Genomic DNA, 16,971 nt, shown 5'->3' on the forward strand with positions numbered 1-16,971 from the left:
GTTCATCAAGGAGTGTGCCGGAACTCCGGCGAAGTGGGGGATGACATACCTGTGTGGAGCCGGCGCCGGCTTCCCGCAAATCGCCTGCGTGGGCAGGAAACCGATGCGGGAAACAGCAAAACGGCGGATCCGGCGCATGTGTCAGCCGCCTCGCGCGCCGGTGCTCCGGCGCTTTTTCTTTTCGGCATTTCGTCAAGAGGAGAGAAACGGGTGCGACCTTATACTGTCTACATCCTGAAGTGCGGGGACGGAAGTTTGTACACGGGGATCACGACGGATTTGGAAGCGAGACTGAAGAGCCACCGGAAAGGAAAAGGGGCACGGTATACCCGGGGACGTCTTCCCGTCGAGCCGGTGTATGCCGAAACGGTGGAAAACCGTTCCGCGGCCCTGAAACGGGAACTGGAGATCAAACGGATGAGTCGCCGGCAAAAGTTGGAGTTGATTCGGGAACAGGGAGGATCCTTTCAATGAAGCTGCAAAAAAGCACGGAGCAGGATCGGGGTGTATTGTATGTGGTGGGAACGCCGATCGGCAACTTGAAGGACATGAGCACCCGGGCGGTTGAAGTGCTCAAAACGGCCGATCTGATCGCTGCCGAGGATACCCGTCACACCCGGAAATTGCTGAGTCATTTTCAATTTTCCACTCCGCTGGTCAGCTATCACGAGCACAACCGGTCCAAGCGGGGACCTGAGATCATCGAAGCGCTGAAGAGCGGAAAACAGGTCGCCTTGGTCAGTGATGCGGGCATGCCGGGCATCTCCGACCCGGGAGAGGATCTGGTCCGCCTGGCGGTGGAGGAAGGCATTCCCGTGGTGCCCGTTCCCGGTCCGAACGCCGCGCTGGCCGCGTTGGTGGCATCGGGGCTGCCGGCGGTGCCGTTTTTGTTTCTGGGATTCCTCCCTCGGGGACCCAAAGAGCGGAGGCGGGAACTGGAGAGATGGAAACGCTGTCCGGCCACGTTGATCTTATATGAGGCTCCCCATCGCTTGGCGGAAACGCTCCAGGATCTCACGGAGGTTCTCGGTGACCGGCGGGCGGCGATTTGCCGGGAGTTGACCAAAAAACACGAAGAGTGGCTGCGGGGAACGCTGTCGGAATGTTTGGCGGCGGTGCAGGAAGGGGGAGCACGCGGAGAGTACACCTTGGTGGTGGAAGGAGCCGGAGACGAAGAAGGCGATGATGCCTCCGATTCCGGGGAAACGGGTTGGACCCAACTCTCGGTCAAGGAACATGTGGACCTGTACATCGGGAGGGGGCTTTCCAAAAAAGAAGCGATTGCCCGAGCGGCCAAAGACCGGGATGTATCCAAACGGGACGTGTACAACGAATATCATCGGGAATAGCTTTCTCTCAACATGAACGTGAAAAAGTTGCCGGAGAACCGGCAACTTTTGTTTTTTCGGGATTCCCGGTCAGTCGGAATTCTCCTCGGGATTCTCCAAGCGTTTCGAGGGTGGGAAAGAAAAAAGGGCCATGTGACCGGGTTGTTTTCCTGCGTTTTCATGAGCGCGTCTTCCTTTCATGTCACCGGGTGCTTCAGCCACCCCGTTCGGACGGATGCCGCCGTCCACCCGGACAACGGTGGCGGCATGACATCAACACCGGAATCATCATGCCCAACAACCGGCCGTGGCCGCATTGGCGTCAGGGTGGTTTGGTCTGACGAATTCCACAGATCTGTTTTTGGTTCATGTATTTCATTTTAATTTTGATTTAAAAATAATGAATTGTGAATATATTTTTGAAGGGAAATCAGAAGCATCCGAAGAATCGAACAAACATGCATGTCGTTCATGTCGTGATTTGGCCTGTCTTTGGCTCGGGAACCGGGATCCGGACCGGCGTTGGTCCGGTCGGGCGAAGACAGCCGGGAAACGTCCTTCGGGGTTGTTTGAAGAGCGGGTGGCGTTTTGGCGGTGGGCTCGGGTGTTCATCAGGTTCACTTCGGAGGTGGAATCGTGGGCACGGAAGCGATTTCGATGCGTAAGCGGTTTTTCTCGTCGCTTCAGAGGGTCGGGAAAGCGTTCATGTTGCCGATTGCCGTACTGCCGGCGGCCGGGATCCTGCTTGGCGTGGGATTCCATTTGACCGAAAGGACGCCGGACGGATCGTTCCTGCACGCGGTCGGGGACGTGATGCTCAAGGCGGGCGGCGCCATTTTTGATCAGCTGCCCGCGTTGTTTGCCGTCGGTGTGGCCATCGGCCTGTCGGGGGGAGCCGGTGCGGCCGCGCTCGCCGCGCTGGTCGGCTATTTTGTGATGCAGAGCGTGGTTTCTCTCGGAGATACGGAGGAGCTCAAGATGGATACGGGAGTTCTGGGAGGAATCATCGCCGGCATGCTGGCGGCTGCTCTTTATCGACGCTATCATGACATCCGTCTCCCCGACTGGTTGCAGTTTTTTGGCGGAAAGCGGTTTGTTCCGATCGTCAGCTCCGTGGTGATGCTCGGTGTCGGCGTGCTGTTCCTGTTCGTCTGGCCCACGGTTCAGCAATGGATCCAGGCGACGGGGGACGGGCTGATCGGATTGGGGGCGGTCGGCGTGTTCGGGTACGGGGTTCTAAACCGGCTGTTGATCCCGTTCGGACTTCATCACATCATCAACACGATTGTCTGGTTCAATGTGGGCAGCTATGACGGCGTGACCGGAGATCTCAACCGGTTTTTCCAGGGGGATCCCTCTGCAGGGATGTTCATGGCCGGATTTTTTCCGATCTTCATGTTTGCCCTCCCCGCGGCCTGTCTGGCCATCATCCGGGAGGCTCATCCCCGCTCGCGCAAACAGATTGCCGGCGTGCTCGGCAGTGCGGCGCTCACCTCTTTTGTGACCGGCATCACGGAACCGATTGAATTCGCTTTCATGTTTGTCGCTCCGCTCCTGTATCTGGTGCATGCACTGCTGACGGGAACGTCGATGGCCGTTGCGCATCTGCTCGGAGCCAAGCACGGATTTACGTTCTCCGCCGGAGCCATCGATTTTGTCCTCCACATCAATCTTGCCTCGCGTCCGTGGGTGCTGGTGATCATGGGCATTGGATATGCCGTGGTTTATTACTTCCTGTTCCGGCTCCTGATCCGCGCTTTCAACCTGAGGACGCCGGGCAGGGAGGCGGAAGAGGAGACCGGGCCGGACGCCGGACAAAAAGCGGCGGGAGAGGACGACAGTCTCGCCGTCTACGTGTTGGAAGCGATCGGCGGGAAAGAAAACATCGCTCATTTGGACGCCTGCATCACCCGGCTCCGGATCACGGTTCATGATGAAGCCAAACTGGATGCGGAACGCCTCAGGGAACTGGGGGCGGCCGGTGTGATCCGGGTGGGCCCCGGCAATTATCAGGCCGTGTTCGGCACCCGCTCCGAGTTGCTGAAAGAGCGGATCGAACGCGTGATCAATGCCGGTGACCGGCGCGACAAAGAAGCCACGGAAAACGGAAAAAGCAAATAAGGTTTCCGAAGCGAGCGAACGTCGGACGGGAGCGGAAGACGGACGGATCCCGGCGATGGAGTCCGGCTCAGACCTTGAAGAAACGTTGGTCGTGCCGGAACCTTCCCCTGCGGGTGCCTTTGCCATTGCAAGCGAAACGAGCGGAGGAAGGTTCCGGCTTTTATTGTTGCGCGTGAGTGTGCCGCCATGTTCCGGAATTCCGGATTCCAAACCCACTGACGCGACGACCGCGTCCCCGGAACCCTGGTGCGGAAGCACCGACGCATGCCGATCCGTTCAAGGTGCATTCCTCACGCAAAAAAAAGCGAGACCACATGGTCTCGCTTTTTTCTGTCGATTGATTGGATTGCCTGTTTCCCATCTACCGGATTTTATGTATCCCCCGAATTCACGGCGGCCGGTGCCCGATTCTGGAAGAAAAGTCGATGAAATTCAGAGTCCGGCGTGAGATAATGGGAATGGATGCACCGACCCGGTCATTCGACGGTGACTTTTTCACCTTTCAACAGTTGATACATTTCTTCCACGCATTTTTTGCTGACCACTTTGTTTCTGTAACGGATGGTTTCATCCACTTCACCGGTAAAGATGCAGGCAGGTTCATACTTTTTGAGAACGATGCGCTCACCGTCCACATAGATTTCGAGTGCGTCCTTTTCGCCGATCCCCAAGGTACGACGAAGTTCGATCGGGATGACAACGCGTCCCAGCTCATCCACTTTGCGCACGATACCGGTTGATTTGAGCATGTTCGAAGTCTCCCCTCATGTTGGATTTGGTTTTGGTTTGTGGTTTTTTCTCTGTGAATTGACGTCAAATTTCGACATTGACGTTAAACTTATCATACCAACGATTCCCATAACAGTCAATATAACAGAATGGAAGTTTAATAGAAAATTTCTTGCTTCGTGCTAAGGATTGGGTGACGAAACCATGAAAAAGATTTATTTTCAGTTAAAATACATATAAAAAATAAATATTAATCAGTTTGGGGCCGCGGCGATCGTACTGGATGGACATGGAGAGAAATGCCGGGTTTTTCCTTAAATCAATTGATGACGATCAATCCGGAAACGCAGGAGGTGAACGGGGCCTTGATCCCCGTGTCGAAAGAACTCAAAGACAAATTGGAAAAATTGAACAGGGAGCTGCGATCCGCTTTTCCGAAAGAAGCTCTTGACGAAACCGACATCCGGCGAAAACTCGAACGGATCGGCCGTTTCGTCCGGGTGGACAAGTGGAATCCCGCACAGATGAAAGAGTGGTTGGGAACCCGCTCTCTCGTGGGAGTGGACGGATCCGTCAACTCCACCAAAGGTTCTCCGTCCCGATCGCTGTCCGTGTTTCAGGCGCTGGCCAAAAGCACGGACGGAAAGGAAAAATGGGCGGCGGATTTGCACGTACCGTTTCTTGAGGAAGCGGAAGAGAATGTGGGGCAGGCGGCCCGGGAAGCCCGGCAGCGGGGAGCCATCCTGTCCCGGCTCGAACTTCAGGTGGCGGAAGAAGGGATCCTCGACTGGAACCCCCGCGTCGTGATGATGGACGGTTCCCTGCTTCATTTTTCAAAGGATGATGCGGACGGTTGGAACCGGTTGGCGGCGCTGGCGGAACGGACGGGCACCCTGCTGGTGGGCGTTTCCGAGGAAATCGCCACGCGATCGCTGGTCAGGGAATTGTTCCCCGAGCTTCCGGCCTGGTCGGACCGGGATCTGCTTTACGGAATCCTGCGGGTGGGAGAAGGGTTTGAATGGGAGGAGTGGAGTCCCGACGGCGGCCGGTTGTGGAAAATGGTGTTCCGTTCCTCCAAGAGTCCCCAGCCGATCGGATTGGACGGCCTGCAGGCCCAGCGGGAGGAACGCCTGTCTTTGGTCCGGCTGGTGTATTCCCTCACGCCGGAGCAGGGGCGGGGAATCCCGTTTTGGTTGGACATCGTGGACAATCAGGTGAGGGTCACCGATCCTCTCGTTGAATCGATGGTGGAGGAATTCATTGATCCGGACATTCGCCACCGCGTGCTGAGGGCAAAGCGGAGCGACCGGATGATTTGAGCGGAAAGGGAGAGGAACAATGCAAGTCGTCGGTGTGACAACCCAACAAGAAGTACATGTCGTCTCAAAAGAACGGAAGTTTCGCGTCAACGAAATTCTCGTCATCGAGGACCCCGACCTCGGATTCCCGCGCGGGGAAGTGGTGGAAACCCTCTCCTACAACCGACTGATCCCGATGGGACTGGACAAATCCATGGTGGATGCCCAGGTCATCTCCACGCTGGAACAGATCGGTTACGACATCGGTGCGGACGAGATCAATCTGGCCAAGGTGAGATTGTTTGAAGAGGCTCCGCATCCCGTTCGGACGGGGACGTCCGTCAGGCTTCCCGAATTTTCCGAAGTCAGGGACCTGCTGGTGAAAACCGTTCCCGAAGAGGGCATGCTCCTGGGGGAGATCCGGGGGACGGAATCGCTGGCGGAGACGCTTGATGAGGATTTGCGCGACCAGGTCATCATCATGGAGCAGGGAACGGTGCGGAAACAAAAAGGAGTTCCGTTCCTGTTCGACATTCGGACGATGCAGCAATATCCGCACGTGGGCGTGTTCGGAGGGTCCGGATCCGGAAAATCGTTCGGTCTTCGGGTGATGCTCGAAGAGCTCATGAAGCTGTCCATTCCCACATTGGTGTTCGACCCGCATTTCGAAATGGATTTCAGCGACCGGGTGCCGGGAACGGAAAGCCGCGGCATCGATTTCGGGGATCGCTTCATCAAAGTGGAAATCGGGCGGGATGTGGGGATTGCTTTCTCCGACCTGTCCACCCGCGACGTCACGGATCTTCTGGCGGCGGCAGGCAGCATGCTGTCCGATGCGATGGCCAACGTGATTCAGATGCTCCACAAAAAACGGGACTCGTTCGAGTCGTTCAGCGACCGGGTGGGCAATCTGGTCCACGCGCTGGAAGAAGGAAAGCAAGGGTTGGATCGTCAGCTGCAAAATCCGGAACTGACTCCGCTGGACGTGCAACGGATTCAGGATCTGAAACAGTTGTTGCAACAATACGGGACGCTTCCCCTGTCTTCCGTGAAAGGCGTGCACTGGAGGCTCCAGCGTTTGGACAAGGCCGGTCTGTTCCATCAGGACATCCGCATGATCGAACGCGGTCTGGAACAGGGGAAACTGGTGGTCGTTCAGGGAAGCACCTGGGTATTGCAGGTGTTCGCCACTTATGTGATCGGCACGCTGTACCGCAAGCGCCGGGAATACAAGGATGCCCGGATGAACGGGGAAGAAGGCGTGTTCTTCCCGCCGTTCGTGGTGGTGACCGACGAAGCGCACAACTTTGCGCCGAAGGCCGTCGATTCGCCGGCCAAATCGATCTTGCGTGAGATCGCCCAGGAAGGGCGGAAGTACGGGGTGTTCCTGTTTTTGGCCACCCAACGACCGACGCTTCTGGATGAGACCATCACCGCCCAGCTCAACACCAAGTTTGTCTTCCGGACGGTCCGCGCCACGGACATCGCCACCCTGCGCGAAGAGACCGATCTCACTCCCGAAGAGGGCAAGCGGCTTCCCTATCTCCGGTCGGGAGACACGTTTGTCTCCTCGGCGGCATTCGGACGAACGGTGTTCATCCGCATCCGCTGCGCGTACACGCGAAGTCCGCATCTGTCCAATCCGTTTGACGAGCTTCGCCGGATCACCCGCCGAAGGGATGACCGGGTGATGGATGCGTTGGTCAAGGCCTTGCCCTTGTTTGACACCGACCTCGCGGTGTCAGTGGCGGAACTCAACCGTGAGTGCGGTCTGAATTGGGACGTCTCCCGGCTGAAATCCGAACTGGAGAGGCTGGCGGGCGAGGGACGCCTGAAAAAGCATGTCACGCCGTTTGCCACGCGCTATGATCTGAAATGACGGCGAAGGCGGGAACGAGCAACGCGTTCGCGAGCGGCCGGATCGGGGAGGGTTTATGCCGTCGGGAAGCGGTGAAGGTTTGACGGGTATGCTCTTTCCAACGGCCGGGAAGTATCATATAATAATAAGATGAAAGTGATGCCGCGTCTTGTGTGGCGGCATCCGGACGGGTTTCGGAGGTTCACGCCTCCGCGCACAACGGGACGTTTCCGGCGGATGGCCGCGAAACGGTGTCAATGTCGGTGACGGGGAAGAGTAACCGGGGGATGCTATCGCCAGAGAGCTGGGTCAGGTGGAAGCCAGCATAGCAAAAGCCGGTGAACATGGCCCCCGAGATGCCGCTCTGAAACGGAAGGCCCTTGCGGGCTCCGGAGTAGGAACGGCCGCCTTGCCCGCGTTATCGGGCACCGAGGGCGTTTTTTCCCGGTTTCGGGAAAGAATGCTGAAATTGGGTGGTACCGCGTGATGAACATCTCGCCCCAAACAGGGCGGGATTTTTTATTTCAAAAAGAAAGGAGTTCGGATTCCCGTGAGTGAGAAACGCACGTATTACATCACCACCCCGATTTATTACCCCAGCAACAAACTGCACATCGGTCATGCCTATACGACGGTGGCCGGGGATGCCATGGCGCGTTACAAGCGGTTGCGCGGGTATGACGTCATGTATTTGACCGGCACGGATGAACACGGGCAAAAGATCCAGAAAAACGCCGCGAAAGCCGGCAAAACACCGCAGGAGTTCGTGGACGGGATCGTCAAGGGAATCCGCGAACTGTGGGACAGACTGGACATCTCCTATGACGACTTCATCCGGACCACGGAGCCTCGCCACAAAACCGTTGTCCAGAAGATCTTCAAGAAGCTGCTGGACCAGGGAGACATTTATCTGGGCGAGTATGAAGGCTGGTACTGCGTGGAGTGCGAATCGTTTTTCACCGAGCGGCAGGCCAAGGAGGAGAAGTGTCCCGATTGCGGCCGTCCCGTGGAGAAAATCCGGGAGAAAAGCTATTTCTTCCGCATGAGCAAATACGTGGACCGGCTTTTGAAGCACTATGAGGAACATCCGACGTTCATCATGCCGGAGTCCCGCAAAAACGAGATGATCCGGAACTTCATCGAACCGGGGCTGGAAGATCTCAGCATTTCCCGCACCACGTTCGACTGGGGCGTGAAGGTGCCCGATGATCCCGAACATGTGGTGTATGTTTGGCTGGACGCGCTCACCAACTACATCACCGCCATCGGCTATCTGAGCGAAGATCCGGCCAAACGGGAAGCGTTCGAAAAGTACTGGCCGGCCGACGTTCATCTTGTCGGCAAGGACATCGTCCGCTTCCACACCATCTACTGGCCGATCTTCCTGATGGCGCTCGGTCTTCCGCTGCCGAAGCAGGTGTTCGCGCACGGGTTCTTCACCGTTCGCGGAGAAAAAATGTCGAAATCCAAAGGAAATGTGATCGATCCCGTTCCGCTGATTGAACGGTACGGATTGGATGCCGTCCGGTACTACTTGCTGCGGGAAGTGCCGTTCGGAGCCGACGGGGTCTTCACGCCGGAAGCCTTCGTTGAACGGACCAATGCCGACCTGGCCAACGATTTGGGCAACCTGTTGCACCGGACGCTCACCATGGTGGAAAAATACCTGGACGGCGTTTCGCCGGGCATGACGCAGGCGGAGACCGGCCATGAAGAAGCGCTGCGCAAACTGGCGACCGATACCGTCAAGCGGGTGGAAGATGCCATGGACACCCTGCAATTCTCGGTGGCACTGAGCGCGATCTGGGAACTGGTCCGCGCCGGCAACAAGTACATCGAATCGACCCAGCCGTGGAATCTGGCCAAGGATCCGGAGAAGAAACCGGTTTTGGAAAACGTGCTGTACCATTTGCTCGAAGTGCTTCGCATGGTCAGCGTGATGATCCGTCCGTTCCTCACCCGGACTCCGCAAAAAATGTGGGAGCAACTGGGGATCGAGGAGGGGCCGCTCACCGCATGGGATCCGCTCGGAAGTTTCGGAGCATTTCCCGCCGGAATCCGGATCCGCAAGGGAAGTCCGCTGTTCCCGCGTCTGGACGTGAAAGAAGAAATCGAAGCCATCCTGAACATGATTGGAGGAACGGGTGCCGTGAACACCGAAGAAACCAAGGCGACGGAGAAAAAAGAAGAAAAAACGGCACAAATCGAAGGGGTCATCGGCATCGATGATTTCTTCAAAGTGGAACTGCGGGTGGCCGAGGTGGTGGAGGCCGAGCGGATGAAGAATGCCGACCGCCTGCTGAAACTTCAGCTCGACCTCGGAACGGAGCGCCGTCAGGTCGTCTCCGGCATCGCCCAATTCTACAAACCGGAAGAGCTCGTGGGGCAAAAGTTGATCTGCGTGTCCAACCTGAAACCGGTCAAACTTCGGGGGGAACTTTCGCAAGGCATGATCCTTGCGGCTTCCGAAGGAGATCGCCTCGTGCTGGCCACCGTTTCCGGAGACATTCCGAACGGAACCCGCGTGAAGTGAGTTCGGAGAGAATCATGTTGGATTCCCGGTGATGCCGGGAAATGAAAAACGGGATCGGTCCGTGGATCCCAAAGCTCTGAAGGAGGGGATCCACGGATCAAGGACCGGGAAAACCCTGCCGTCTCCGGCTCCCGGCCGGAGCTCGGCAAGGAACGTAAATCTGTGACGGGAGGGCCATGAATGGCTGACACGAAAAATTCCCTGAGGGAATGGAGCGTTGCCATTGTTTCGGCTGTCGCAATCTCCTTCGTCATCCGTTTTTTCCTGTTCACGCCCTATGAGGTTCACGGCGCTTCCATGGAACCGACGCTGAAGGGCGATGAACTGTTGATTGTCAACCAGTGGATTTACAAGGTGAAGAAGCCGGAATACGGGGATATCATCGTGTTCAAAAACAAGGAAGAAAACCGTGATTTCATCAAGCGGGTCATCGGGCTCCCGGGAGACGTGATCGAATTCAAGGGCGGAGAAGTGTACCGGAACGGCCAACTGCTCGATGAACCGTACATCATCGAGTCAGCCAAACATCGGCAAAATCACGGGGAACAAAGACGGGAGGTAGTTCCGCCGGGAAAATTGTACGTCATGGGGGACAACCGTCTGAACAGCAAAGACAGCCGCACGATCGGACCCATTTCCATGGAAGAAGTGATCGGACGGGCGGATGTGGTGATTCTCCCCGTCAAGGAAATGCGCCTTCTCACCAAACAAAAATGAAACCGGGGGACGAATACCGTCTCCCAGCGATCCAGGGCCGGCCTGATGCCGGCCGTCAGACTTTCCCGGAGGGATTTTCCATGATGTTGTTCGACACCCATGTTCATCTGAACGATGCCAAATTCGACGAAGACCGCGACGAGGTGATCCGCCGGGCGCGCGAGGAATTCGGTGTGCGGATGATGCTGAATGTGGGATACAACCGGGAGACGATCGAGGGCACGCTCCGGTTGGCCGAAACCCATGATTTCATTTATGCCGCGGTCGGCTGGCATCCGCATGACGCCAAAGACTGCACGGACGAGGATCTGGCATGGATCCGGGAACTCACGAGTCATCCCAAGGTGGTCGCGCTCGGCGAAATGGGGCTGGACTATTATTGGGACAATTCCCCGCGCGACACGCAAGCGGAGATCTTTCGCAAACAGATTGCCCTGGCGCGGGAAACGGGCCTTCCCATCATCATTCATTGCCGGGACGCTTATGAGGATGTGATCCGGATTCTTCGGGAGGAACGGGCTCACGAGACGGGCGGGGTGATGCACTGTTTCGGAGCGGACGCGGACATCATGAAGGCATGCCTCGATCTGGGGTTCCACATTGGACTCGGCGGACCGGTCACGTTCAAGAACGCCTCCCTGCCCCGGGAAATTGCCCGGTTGGTGCCGTTGGACCGGTTGCTCATCGAGACCGATTGCCCGTATCTCGCCCCCCATCCGTACCGGGGCAAGCGGAACGAAACGGGGTATGTCCGCCTGGTGGCCGAGAAAATCGCCGAGGTTCGGGGCATGACGGCGGAAGAGCTGGCCCGCGTCACGTTTGACAACGCCTTCCGGCTGTTCCTCTCGGATCGCGCGGGCGGGGCGGATGTCCGATGAAAGATCCGGGTCAGGCAAGCATCCGGGAAGTCATCGTCGTGGAGGGAAAGAATGACACGGCGGCCGTTCGCAGGGCCCTCGGGGCCGACACGATCGAGACCGGCGGATCGGCCATCGATGACAGGGTGTTGCGCGAAATCAGGAGGGCGCACGAAGCCCGGGGCGTGATCGTGTTCACGGACCCGGATCATGAGGGGGAACGGATCCGGCGGGTGATCTCCCGGGAAATTCCCGGGGTGAAGCATGCGTTTCTTCCGCGGGACAAGGCCCTCGGCAAAGGGAAGGTGGGCGTGGAACACGCTTCGCCCGAAGCCATCCGGGAAGCCGTGGAGCGCGTGAGAAGCACGTGGAGCGGGGCGGAAGAGCCCCCGCTCACCTGGGAAGAATATGTGGACACGGGGTTTTCCGGGATGCCCGATTCCAGGGAGTTTCGCCGGCGGGTGGCGGAACTTCTCGGCATCGGGTATGCCAATGCAAGGCAGTTTTACCGCCGTCTTCATCTGCTGGGAGTCGGGCGGGAAGAGCTTCGCGAGGCGATCCGGGAGGCAAGGAAGGAGATCGACGGATGACGGACAGACCGATTGCGCACAGGACTCGCGAATTGCTGGCCGCTCACGGGATCCGGCTGAAAAAGAGTCTGGGGCAGAACTTTTTGACGGACATGCATGTCCTGGATAAAATCGTCCGGGCCGTGGACATGTCCGACCGGGCAGGGGTGCTGGAGATCGGCCCCGGGATCGGGGCGCTCACGGAACGGCTGGCGGAGAGGGCCCAAAAAGTGGTCGCCGTGGAGCTCGACGACCGTCTCGTCCCCGTGCTTCGGGAATTGTTTAAATCCCGTCCCAACGTGGAAATCATACATGGGGACGCACTGAAGGTCGATTTGCAGGCGATTGTTCAATCATCGTTTGAAGGCGTGGACGAGGTGCATGTGGCGGCCAACCTTCCGTACTATGTCACCTCGCCGATTCTGGTCCGGCTTCTGGAGGAGCGACTCGGCCTGAAACGCATCGTCATCATGATCCAGAAAGAAGTGGCCGACCGGTTGACCGCCCGGCCGGGGACCAAGGATTACGGCAGCCTTTCGGTGCTGGTGCGCTATTTTGCGGAAGCGGAAGAAGTGGCGCGTGTGCCTGCTCACGTGTTTGTGCCGCGGCCCCAGGTGGATTCCGCGGTGGTGAAACTGACCCTGCGTGAGCGGCCGGCGGTCGCCGTGGTCAACGAACCGTTGTTCTTCCGGGTGGTCAGAGCCGCATTTGCCCAGCGGAGAAAGACGCTTTCAAACACGCTGCATTCCGCCCTTTTGTCTTCCAGGGAGAAGCGGGAAGTGGAAGACTGGTTGAAGCAGGCAGGCATTGATCCGAAGCGGCGCGGCGAGACACTCGATCTTGAAGAATTCGCAGCCATCACCGAAGTTCTGGATCACGCAGGCATCACGGCAGAGCGCTGACGGAGGATCCCATTCCGAGAAATGGGGGTTTTTCCGTGTATTTCATACATCCTCGCAAGGGGAGGCGCACGCTCCCGCAGATGATGGACGACATCCAGGAATACGTCGGGGAGGAACCCGGCGCTTCCTATAAAGTGATCATCGGCACCGATTCCCAGACCCGGGAAAACGAAACGGTGTTTGTCACCGCCGTGATCATCAGAAAACTGGGCAAAGGTGCCATTTTTTTCTACACCAAGCACAGGCACTCGCCGATTCATGATCTGCGTTGGAGAATCTACCGTGAGACGGAGTACAGCCTCAAATGTACGGAAATGCTCAAGGAACACGGGTTTTTCGGTTTTGCGGCGGACATGCCGATGGAAATTCATCTCGACGTGGGGCAACAGGGCGATACGCGCATGCTGATCCAGGAAGTGGTGGGATGGGTGACGTCGGTCGGATACACGGCCAAAATCAAGCCGGAATCTTATGCCGCCAGCGCCGTGGCCGACCGCTTTACCAAATGACGGGGGACATCGAAAACGGCATAAGTTTTTCGTTGACAATATCTTTGTCCCCCTGCTATAATATCGAATTTGACTCGTCTCCTCGCTTGTTATATAATCTTCTATAGTGAGGTGGTCGAGGTATGGGCAAAAACGCGCTAACCGAAATCAAAAACGCCCTTGACGGGTACATCGGGCAGCGGATCCGTCTGAAAGCGAACAGCGGTCGTCGCAAAACCATCGAGCGGACGGGAATCCTCGAAGAAACGTATCCTTCCGTGTTTGTGGTAAAACTGGATGAAGACCACTCCTTCAACCGGGTTTCGTTCAGTTATGCCGACATTTTGACCGAATCAGTGGAGCTCACTGTTTTCAATAAGGACAACGAGCTGATCCCAGTCAAATACGTCAAAAGGAACTGAATCGAACACATGCAGATGTGTTCTTTTTTTATGGGTCGGGAAAGCGCTTTCGCCACATCCTTCCTCGCATAACCGGGAGCGGGGGGAAGAAGCTAAGAAGAGCCCTTGCACGCGGAGATTTGCGAAGGAGGGGATCCCTTTGCCGAGAAGACGGGGAATCATGTCCGACGCATTGAAAGCAGAATTGGCCAAGGAACTCGGATTTTACGACGTGGTGCAGCGTGAAGGTTGGGGAGGCATCACCACCCGTGATGCAGGGAACCTGGTGAAACTGGCCATTCAAAAGGCAGAACAACAATTGGCCCGCAAAGGGGCCGGTCCCGCGTGAGAGGGCAGGCACATCCGGGAGATCTCTCCCGGATTTTTCACGGAACAAACCGGCATCTTCCGGGTGACGATCGGCCCGTTCACCGTTTATTTCCAGCCATATCATGATAAAATAAGGAAAATATTCGGCCTGAGCTTGCCAGCGGTCTGGGGGCTTGGTCACAATGGAGAGGACGGACAGACGGTATGACCGGATGGAGGGAAGAGTGCAAATGGTTTCGGAAAAGGCGCCGGCCAAAATCAATCTGACGCTGGATGCGCGATACAAAAGGCCGGACGGATATCATGAACTGGAAATGGTGATGACAACCGTGGACCTGGCGGACCGGATCGATCTGGAGGACAGGGACGGCTCCTCCATCACCCTCGAATCCAGTTCGGGGCTGGTTCCGCAGGACGAACGGAACCTGGCATACCGGGCCGCGGCGCTTCTCCGGGAAAAAACGGGCGTGCGCCGGGGTGTACATATCCGCATTCACAAACGAATTCCGGTGGCGGCGGGATTGGCGGGCGGAAGCAGTGACGCCGCGGCCACGCTCCGGGGGCTCAACAGGTTGTGGAAGTTGGGACTGTCCGGACGGGAACTGGCGGACATCGGAGCCGAAATCGGCTCCGACATCCCGTTCTGCGTGCATTCCGGAACGGCTGTCGCCAAGGGGCGCGGAGAGATTTTGGAACCTCTTCCCGCGCCGCCGCCTTGTTGGGTGGTGCTCGCCAAACCGGCCCACGGCGTTTCCACCGCCGATGTGTTCGGACGGTTGAACGTCGGAGCCATCTCGGAGCGACCGGACACGGAAGCGATGGCGGAAGCGGTGTGCTCGGGGGATTTTGACCGGATCACGGGTCTTCTGGGAAACGTCCTGGAGCCGGTGACGATGGGCATGCACCCCGAAGTGGGGAAAATCAAACGAAAAATGCTGGAGTTCGGGGCGGAAGGGGCGCTCATGTCCGGCAGCGGCCCCACGGTGTTCGCGCTTGTGCGGAAGGAATCGAAGGCGAAAAGACTGGTGAACGGGCTGAAGGGATTCTGCCGGCAAGTGTTTGCCGTACGCATGTTGGGCAAGCCCATCGATTCTCTTGATTGAATCCGGACGAAATGATATATTTCATCCAGTAACTTTCGGATTGGCGAGGGATAGACATGGAAAAATGGAAGCGAAGCGCGAGATTGGTTGACATGACCCGGCAATTGCTGGGTGAGCCCCGCCGGCTGATCCCACTCACCGCTTTCGCTCAACGGTATCAGGCGGCCAAATCCTCGATCAGCGAGGACTTGGACATCATCGATGACGTGCTTCGCGCCGAAGGTGGAGGAGAACTGGAGACGCTCGCCGGTGCGGCGGGGGGTGTCCGGTATCTTCCGGGCATTCACGCCTCCCACGCGATGAAGATTGTGGAGAAGCTTTGCGGGAAACTGTCCGACGCGGACCGGTTGCTTCCCGGGGGATTCCTTTACGTATCCGATCTCTTGGGAGATCCCGTTCTCCTGTCAGAGATCGGCCGGATCTTCGCTTCCGTTTTTGCCCGGAAGACCGTGGATGCGGTGATGACGGTGGAGACCAAAGGCATACCGCTCGCTTATGCCACCGCCTTTTATCTGCGGGTGCCCGTGGTGATTGCCAGATACGGATACAGGGTGACCGAAGGTTCCGTGGTCACGGTGAACACCGTATCCGGTTCCGGAGGGACCATGCGTCAACTTTCCCTGTCCAAGCGCAGTCTGGCCCAGGGATCCCGCGTGCTCATCATCGATGATTTCATGAAGGGCGGAGGAACCGTTCGGGGAATGATGGACCTGTTGTCCGAATTTCAGGCGGAAGTGGCCGGAATCGGCGTGATGTTGGAATCGCGGACCGAGCAGCGGCTGGTGGATTCCTGGGTGTCACTCGCCCAGGTGAAGGAAGTGGACATGAACAAGCGGCGGATCGAAGTGGTTCCCGGCAACGTGTTTGATCCCGAAGGAGGACTGATCCCGTGTTGAAACCCGTGCAAACTTCCGAAGCCCCCCGGGCGATCGGACCGTACTCCCAGGCGGTCGTGACGGGGGATCTCATCTTCACTTCCGGGCAGATTCCCCTGACGCCGGACGGAGAGTTGGTGGAAGCGGACATCGTCAAGCAGACGCACCAAGTGATTCAAAACGTGCGCGCCGTGCTCAGGGCGGCCGGCAGCGACCTGGACCGCGTGGTGAAAACCACGTTGTTCATCAAAGACATGAATCAGTTTGCCGCCATCAATGACGTGTATGCCGAATATTTTTCGGATCACAAGCCGGCCCGCTCCTGCGTTGAAGTGGCCCGTCTGCCGAAAGACGTCCTCATCGAGATGGAAGTCATCGCCCTGAAGAAATGACGACCGAAATCTCCGTGATCTTCCGCGAAGCCGGTCGGATTCACCGGGGCCCTGTCGAAAATTTTCAACCACCGGACAGGAGGAAATGAAATCCCTTCCAGAGAATAGGTAAAACGATACATCTCTGGAAATAGGTGGTGGAAACGTTCATGGAAATCACGGATGTTCGTCTTCGCAGGGTCAACAAGGAAGGGCGGATGCGAGCCATCGCCTCCATAACCATCGATAGCGAATTTGTCATTCATGATATCCGCGTGATCGACGGGAACAACGGCATGTTTGTGGCGATGCCGAGCAAGCGGACTCCCGACGGCGAGTTCCGCGACATTGCTCATCCGATCTGTCAGGAAAGCCGCGAGAAGATCGAGGCCGCCGTGCTGGGGGAATATTACCGGGTCGGTGAGCTCGAAGCGTTGAATGAAGAGAAACAAGAGATGGAAAAAGCCGTCAACGTGGAATGATCGTCAAAA

The 16,971-nt window shown here is 57.4% G+C and carries 18 protein-coding genes and 1 other annotated feature; of the genes, 17 read left to right on the forward strand and 1 reads right to left on the reverse strand.

The features are described 5' to 3' along the window. The first annotated feature begins 210 nt into the window (after positions 1-210). From EG886_RS13885 to EG886_RS00305, 3 genes are all read left to right on the forward strand, one after another. Positions 211-474, forward strand: coding sequence for a GIY-YIG nuclease family protein (locus tag EG886_RS13885; RefSeq protein WP_241154330.1), 264 nt, complete (start codon positions 211-213; stop codon positions 472-474). Continuing rightward, a complete protein-coding gene (rsmI, locus tag EG886_RS00300; RefSeq protein WP_124726297.1) occupies positions 471-1,349 on the forward strand; it encodes a 16S rRNA (cytidine(1402)-2'-O)-methyltransferase in 879 nt (292 codons plus the stop codon). Before EG886_RS13885 ends, rsmI begins: the two co-directional genes overlap by 4 nt. 636 nt (positions 1,350-1,985) lie before the next feature. Continuing rightward, the gene (locus EG886_RS00305; RefSeq protein ID WP_124728595.1) at positions 1,986-3,449 is read left to right on the forward strand and encodes a PTS transporter subunit EIIC; all 1,464 of its coding nucleotides are present in this window, start codon (positions 1,986-1,988) and stop codon (positions 3,447-3,449) included. 476 nt (positions 3,450-3,925) lie between these two features. On the opposite strand, the gene EG886_RS00310 is transcribed toward EG886_RS00305, so the two are convergent. Next, positions 3,926-4,198 carry an AbrB/MazE/SpoVT family DNA-binding domain-containing protein gene (locus EG886_RS00310; protein WP_124726298.1) on the reverse strand — a complete coding sequence of 91 codons (273 nt, stop codon included), beginning with the start codon at positions 4,196-4,198 and terminating at the stop codon, positions 3,926-3,928. A gap of 354 nt (positions 4,199-4,552) precedes the next feature. Here EG886_RS00310 and EG886_RS00315 point away from each other — a divergent pair, with 354 nt between their 5' ends. From EG886_RS00315 to spoVG, 14 genes are all read left to right on the forward strand, one after another. Next, positions 4,553-5,497 carry a DNA double-strand break repair nuclease NurA gene (locus EG886_RS00315; protein ID WP_241154406.1) on the forward strand — a complete coding sequence of 315 codons (945 nt, stop codon included), beginning with the start codon at positions 4,553-4,555 and terminating at the stop codon, positions 5,495-5,497. Between the two features lie 19 nt (positions 5,498-5,516). Next, complete coding sequence (locus EG886_RS00320) at positions 5,517-7,355, forward strand: ATP-binding protein (RefSeq protein WP_124726300.1); 1,839 nt, start codon at positions 5,517-5,519, stop codon at positions 7,353-7,355. A 233-nt stretch (positions 7,356-7,588) separates the two neighbouring features. Further along, positions 7,589-7,840: a binding site (T-box leader), on the forward strand. Between the two features lie 44 nt (positions 7,841-7,884). Next, positions 7,885-9,867, forward strand: coding sequence for a methionine--tRNA ligase (metG, locus tag EG886_RS00325; protein ID WP_124726301.1), 1,983 nt, complete (start codon positions 7,885-7,887; stop codon positions 9,865-9,867). A 180-nt stretch (positions 9,868-10,047) separates the two neighbouring features. Next, on the forward strand, positions 10,048-10,584 hold the full coding sequence (gene lepB, locus EG886_RS00330) for a signal peptidase I (RefSeq protein WP_124726302.1): 537 nt from the start codon (positions 10,048-10,050) through the stop codon (positions 10,582-10,584). 83 nt (positions 10,585-10,667) lie between these two features. Beyond that, positions 10,668-11,462: a TatD family hydrolase gene (locus EG886_RS00335; protein ID WP_124728596.1), complete on the forward strand. Its 795-nt coding sequence runs from the start codon at positions 10,668-10,670 to the stop codon at positions 11,460-11,462. Beyond that, entirely contained in the window at positions 11,459-12,031 is a 573-nt protein-coding gene (gene rnmV / locus EG886_RS00340) for a ribonuclease M5 (RefSeq protein ID WP_124726303.1), read from the forward strand. Before EG886_RS00335 ends, rnmV begins: the two co-directional genes overlap by 4 nt. Then, a complete protein-coding gene (gene rsmA, locus EG886_RS00345; RefSeq protein WP_124726304.1) occupies positions 12,028-12,912 on the forward strand; it encodes a 16S rRNA (adenine(1518)-N(6)/adenine(1519)-N(6))-dimethyltransferase RsmA in 885 nt (294 codons plus the stop codon). Before rnmV ends, rsmA begins: the two co-directional genes overlap by 4 nt. Before the next feature lie 35 nt (positions 12,913-12,947). Further along, the gene (locus EG886_RS00350) at positions 12,948-13,421 is read left to right on the forward strand and encodes a ribonuclease H-like YkuK family protein (protein ID WP_124726305.1); all 474 of its coding nucleotides are present in this window, start codon (positions 12,948-12,950) and stop codon (positions 13,419-13,421) included. Positions 13,422-13,543: 122 nt separating this feature from the next. Further along, positions 13,544-13,822: a biofilm formation stimulator Veg gene (gene veg / locus EG886_RS00355; RefSeq protein WP_124726306.1), complete on the forward strand. Its 279-nt coding sequence runs from the start codon at positions 13,544-13,546 to the stop codon at positions 13,820-13,822. Between the two features lie 139 nt (positions 13,823-13,961). Beyond that, positions 13,962-14,150 (forward strand): small, acid-soluble spore protein, alpha/beta type, encoded by a 189-nt coding sequence (locus EG886_RS00360; RefSeq protein WP_124726307.1) that lies wholly within the window; start codon positions 13,962-13,964, stop codon positions 14,148-14,150. Between the two features lie 163 nt (positions 14,151-14,313). Continuing rightward, a complete protein-coding gene (gene ispE, locus EG886_RS00365; protein ID WP_277423822.1) occupies positions 14,314-15,234 on the forward strand; it encodes a 4-(cytidine 5'-diphospho)-2-C-methyl-D-erythritol kinase in 921 nt (306 codons plus the stop codon). Positions 15,235-15,290: 56 nt separating this feature from the next. Further along, complete coding sequence (gene purR / locus EG886_RS00370) at positions 15,291-16,130, forward strand: pur operon repressor (RefSeq protein ID WP_124726308.1); 840 nt, start codon at positions 15,291-15,293, stop codon at positions 16,128-16,130. Continuing rightward, entirely contained in the window at positions 16,127-16,501 is a 375-nt protein-coding gene (locus EG886_RS00375) for a RidA family protein (protein ID WP_124728598.1), read from the forward strand. Before purR ends, EG886_RS00375 begins: the two co-directional genes overlap by 4 nt. A 149-nt stretch (positions 16,502-16,650) precedes the next feature. Next, positions 16,651-16,962, forward strand: coding sequence for a septation regulator SpoVG (gene spoVG, locus EG886_RS00380; protein ID WP_124726309.1), 312 nt, complete (start codon positions 16,651-16,653; stop codon positions 16,960-16,962). The last annotated feature ends 9 nt before the right edge of the window (positions 16,963-16,971 follow it).

Source organism: Staphylospora marina, assembly GCF_003856495.1.
Lineage (GTDB): Bacteria > Bacillota > Bacilli > Thermoactinomycetales > Thermoactinomycetaceae > Staphylospora > Staphylospora marina.

What these genes read in the sequence shown, in the direction of transcription:
- rsmI (WP_124726297.1), top strand. Translation starts at nt 471, where the DNA reads ATGAAGCTGCAAAAAAGCACGGAGCAGGATCGGGGTGTATTGTATGTG.
- EG886_RS00305 (WP_124728595.1), top strand. Translation starts at nt 1,986, where the DNA reads ATGCGTAAGCGGTTTTTCTCGTCGCTTCAGAGGGTCGGGAAAGCGTTC.
- EG886_RS00310 (WP_124726298.1), bottom strand. Translation starts at nt 4,198, where the DNA reads ATGCTCAAATCAACCGGTATCGTGCGCAAAGTGGATGAGCTGGGACGC.
- EG886_RS00320 (WP_124726300.1), top strand. Translation starts at nt 5,517, where the DNA reads ATGCAAGTCGTCGGTGTGACAACCCAACAAGAAGTACATGTCGTCTCA.
- lepB (WP_124726302.1), top strand. Translation starts at nt 10,048, where the DNA reads ATGGCTGACACGAAAAATTCCCTGAGGGAATGGAGCGTTGCCATTGTT.
- EG886_RS00335 (WP_124728596.1), top strand. Translation starts at nt 10,668, where the DNA reads ATGTTGTTCGACACCCATGTTCATCTGAACGATGCCAAATTCGACGAA.
- rnmV (WP_124726303.1), top strand. Translation starts at nt 11,459, where the DNA reads ATGAAAGATCCGGGTCAGGCAAGCATCCGGGAAGTCATCGTCGTGGAG.
- rsmA (WP_124726304.1), top strand. Translation starts at nt 12,028, where the DNA reads ATGACGGACAGACCGATTGCGCACAGGACTCGCGAATTGCTGGCCGCT.
- veg (WP_124726306.1), top strand. Translation starts at nt 13,544, where the DNA reads ATGGGCAAAAACGCGCTAACCGAAATCAAAAACGCCCTTGACGGGTAC.
- ispE (WP_277423822.1), top strand. Translation starts at nt 14,314, where the DNA reads ATGGAGAGGACGGACAGACGGTATGACCGGATGGAGGGAAGAGTGCAA.
- purR (WP_124726308.1), top strand. Translation starts at nt 15,291, where the DNA reads ATGGAAAAATGGAAGCGAAGCGCGAGATTGGTTGACATGACCCGGCAA.
- spoVG (WP_124726309.1), top strand. Translation starts at nt 16,651, where the DNA reads ATGGAAATCACGGATGTTCGTCTTCGCAGGGTCAACAAGGAAGGGCGG.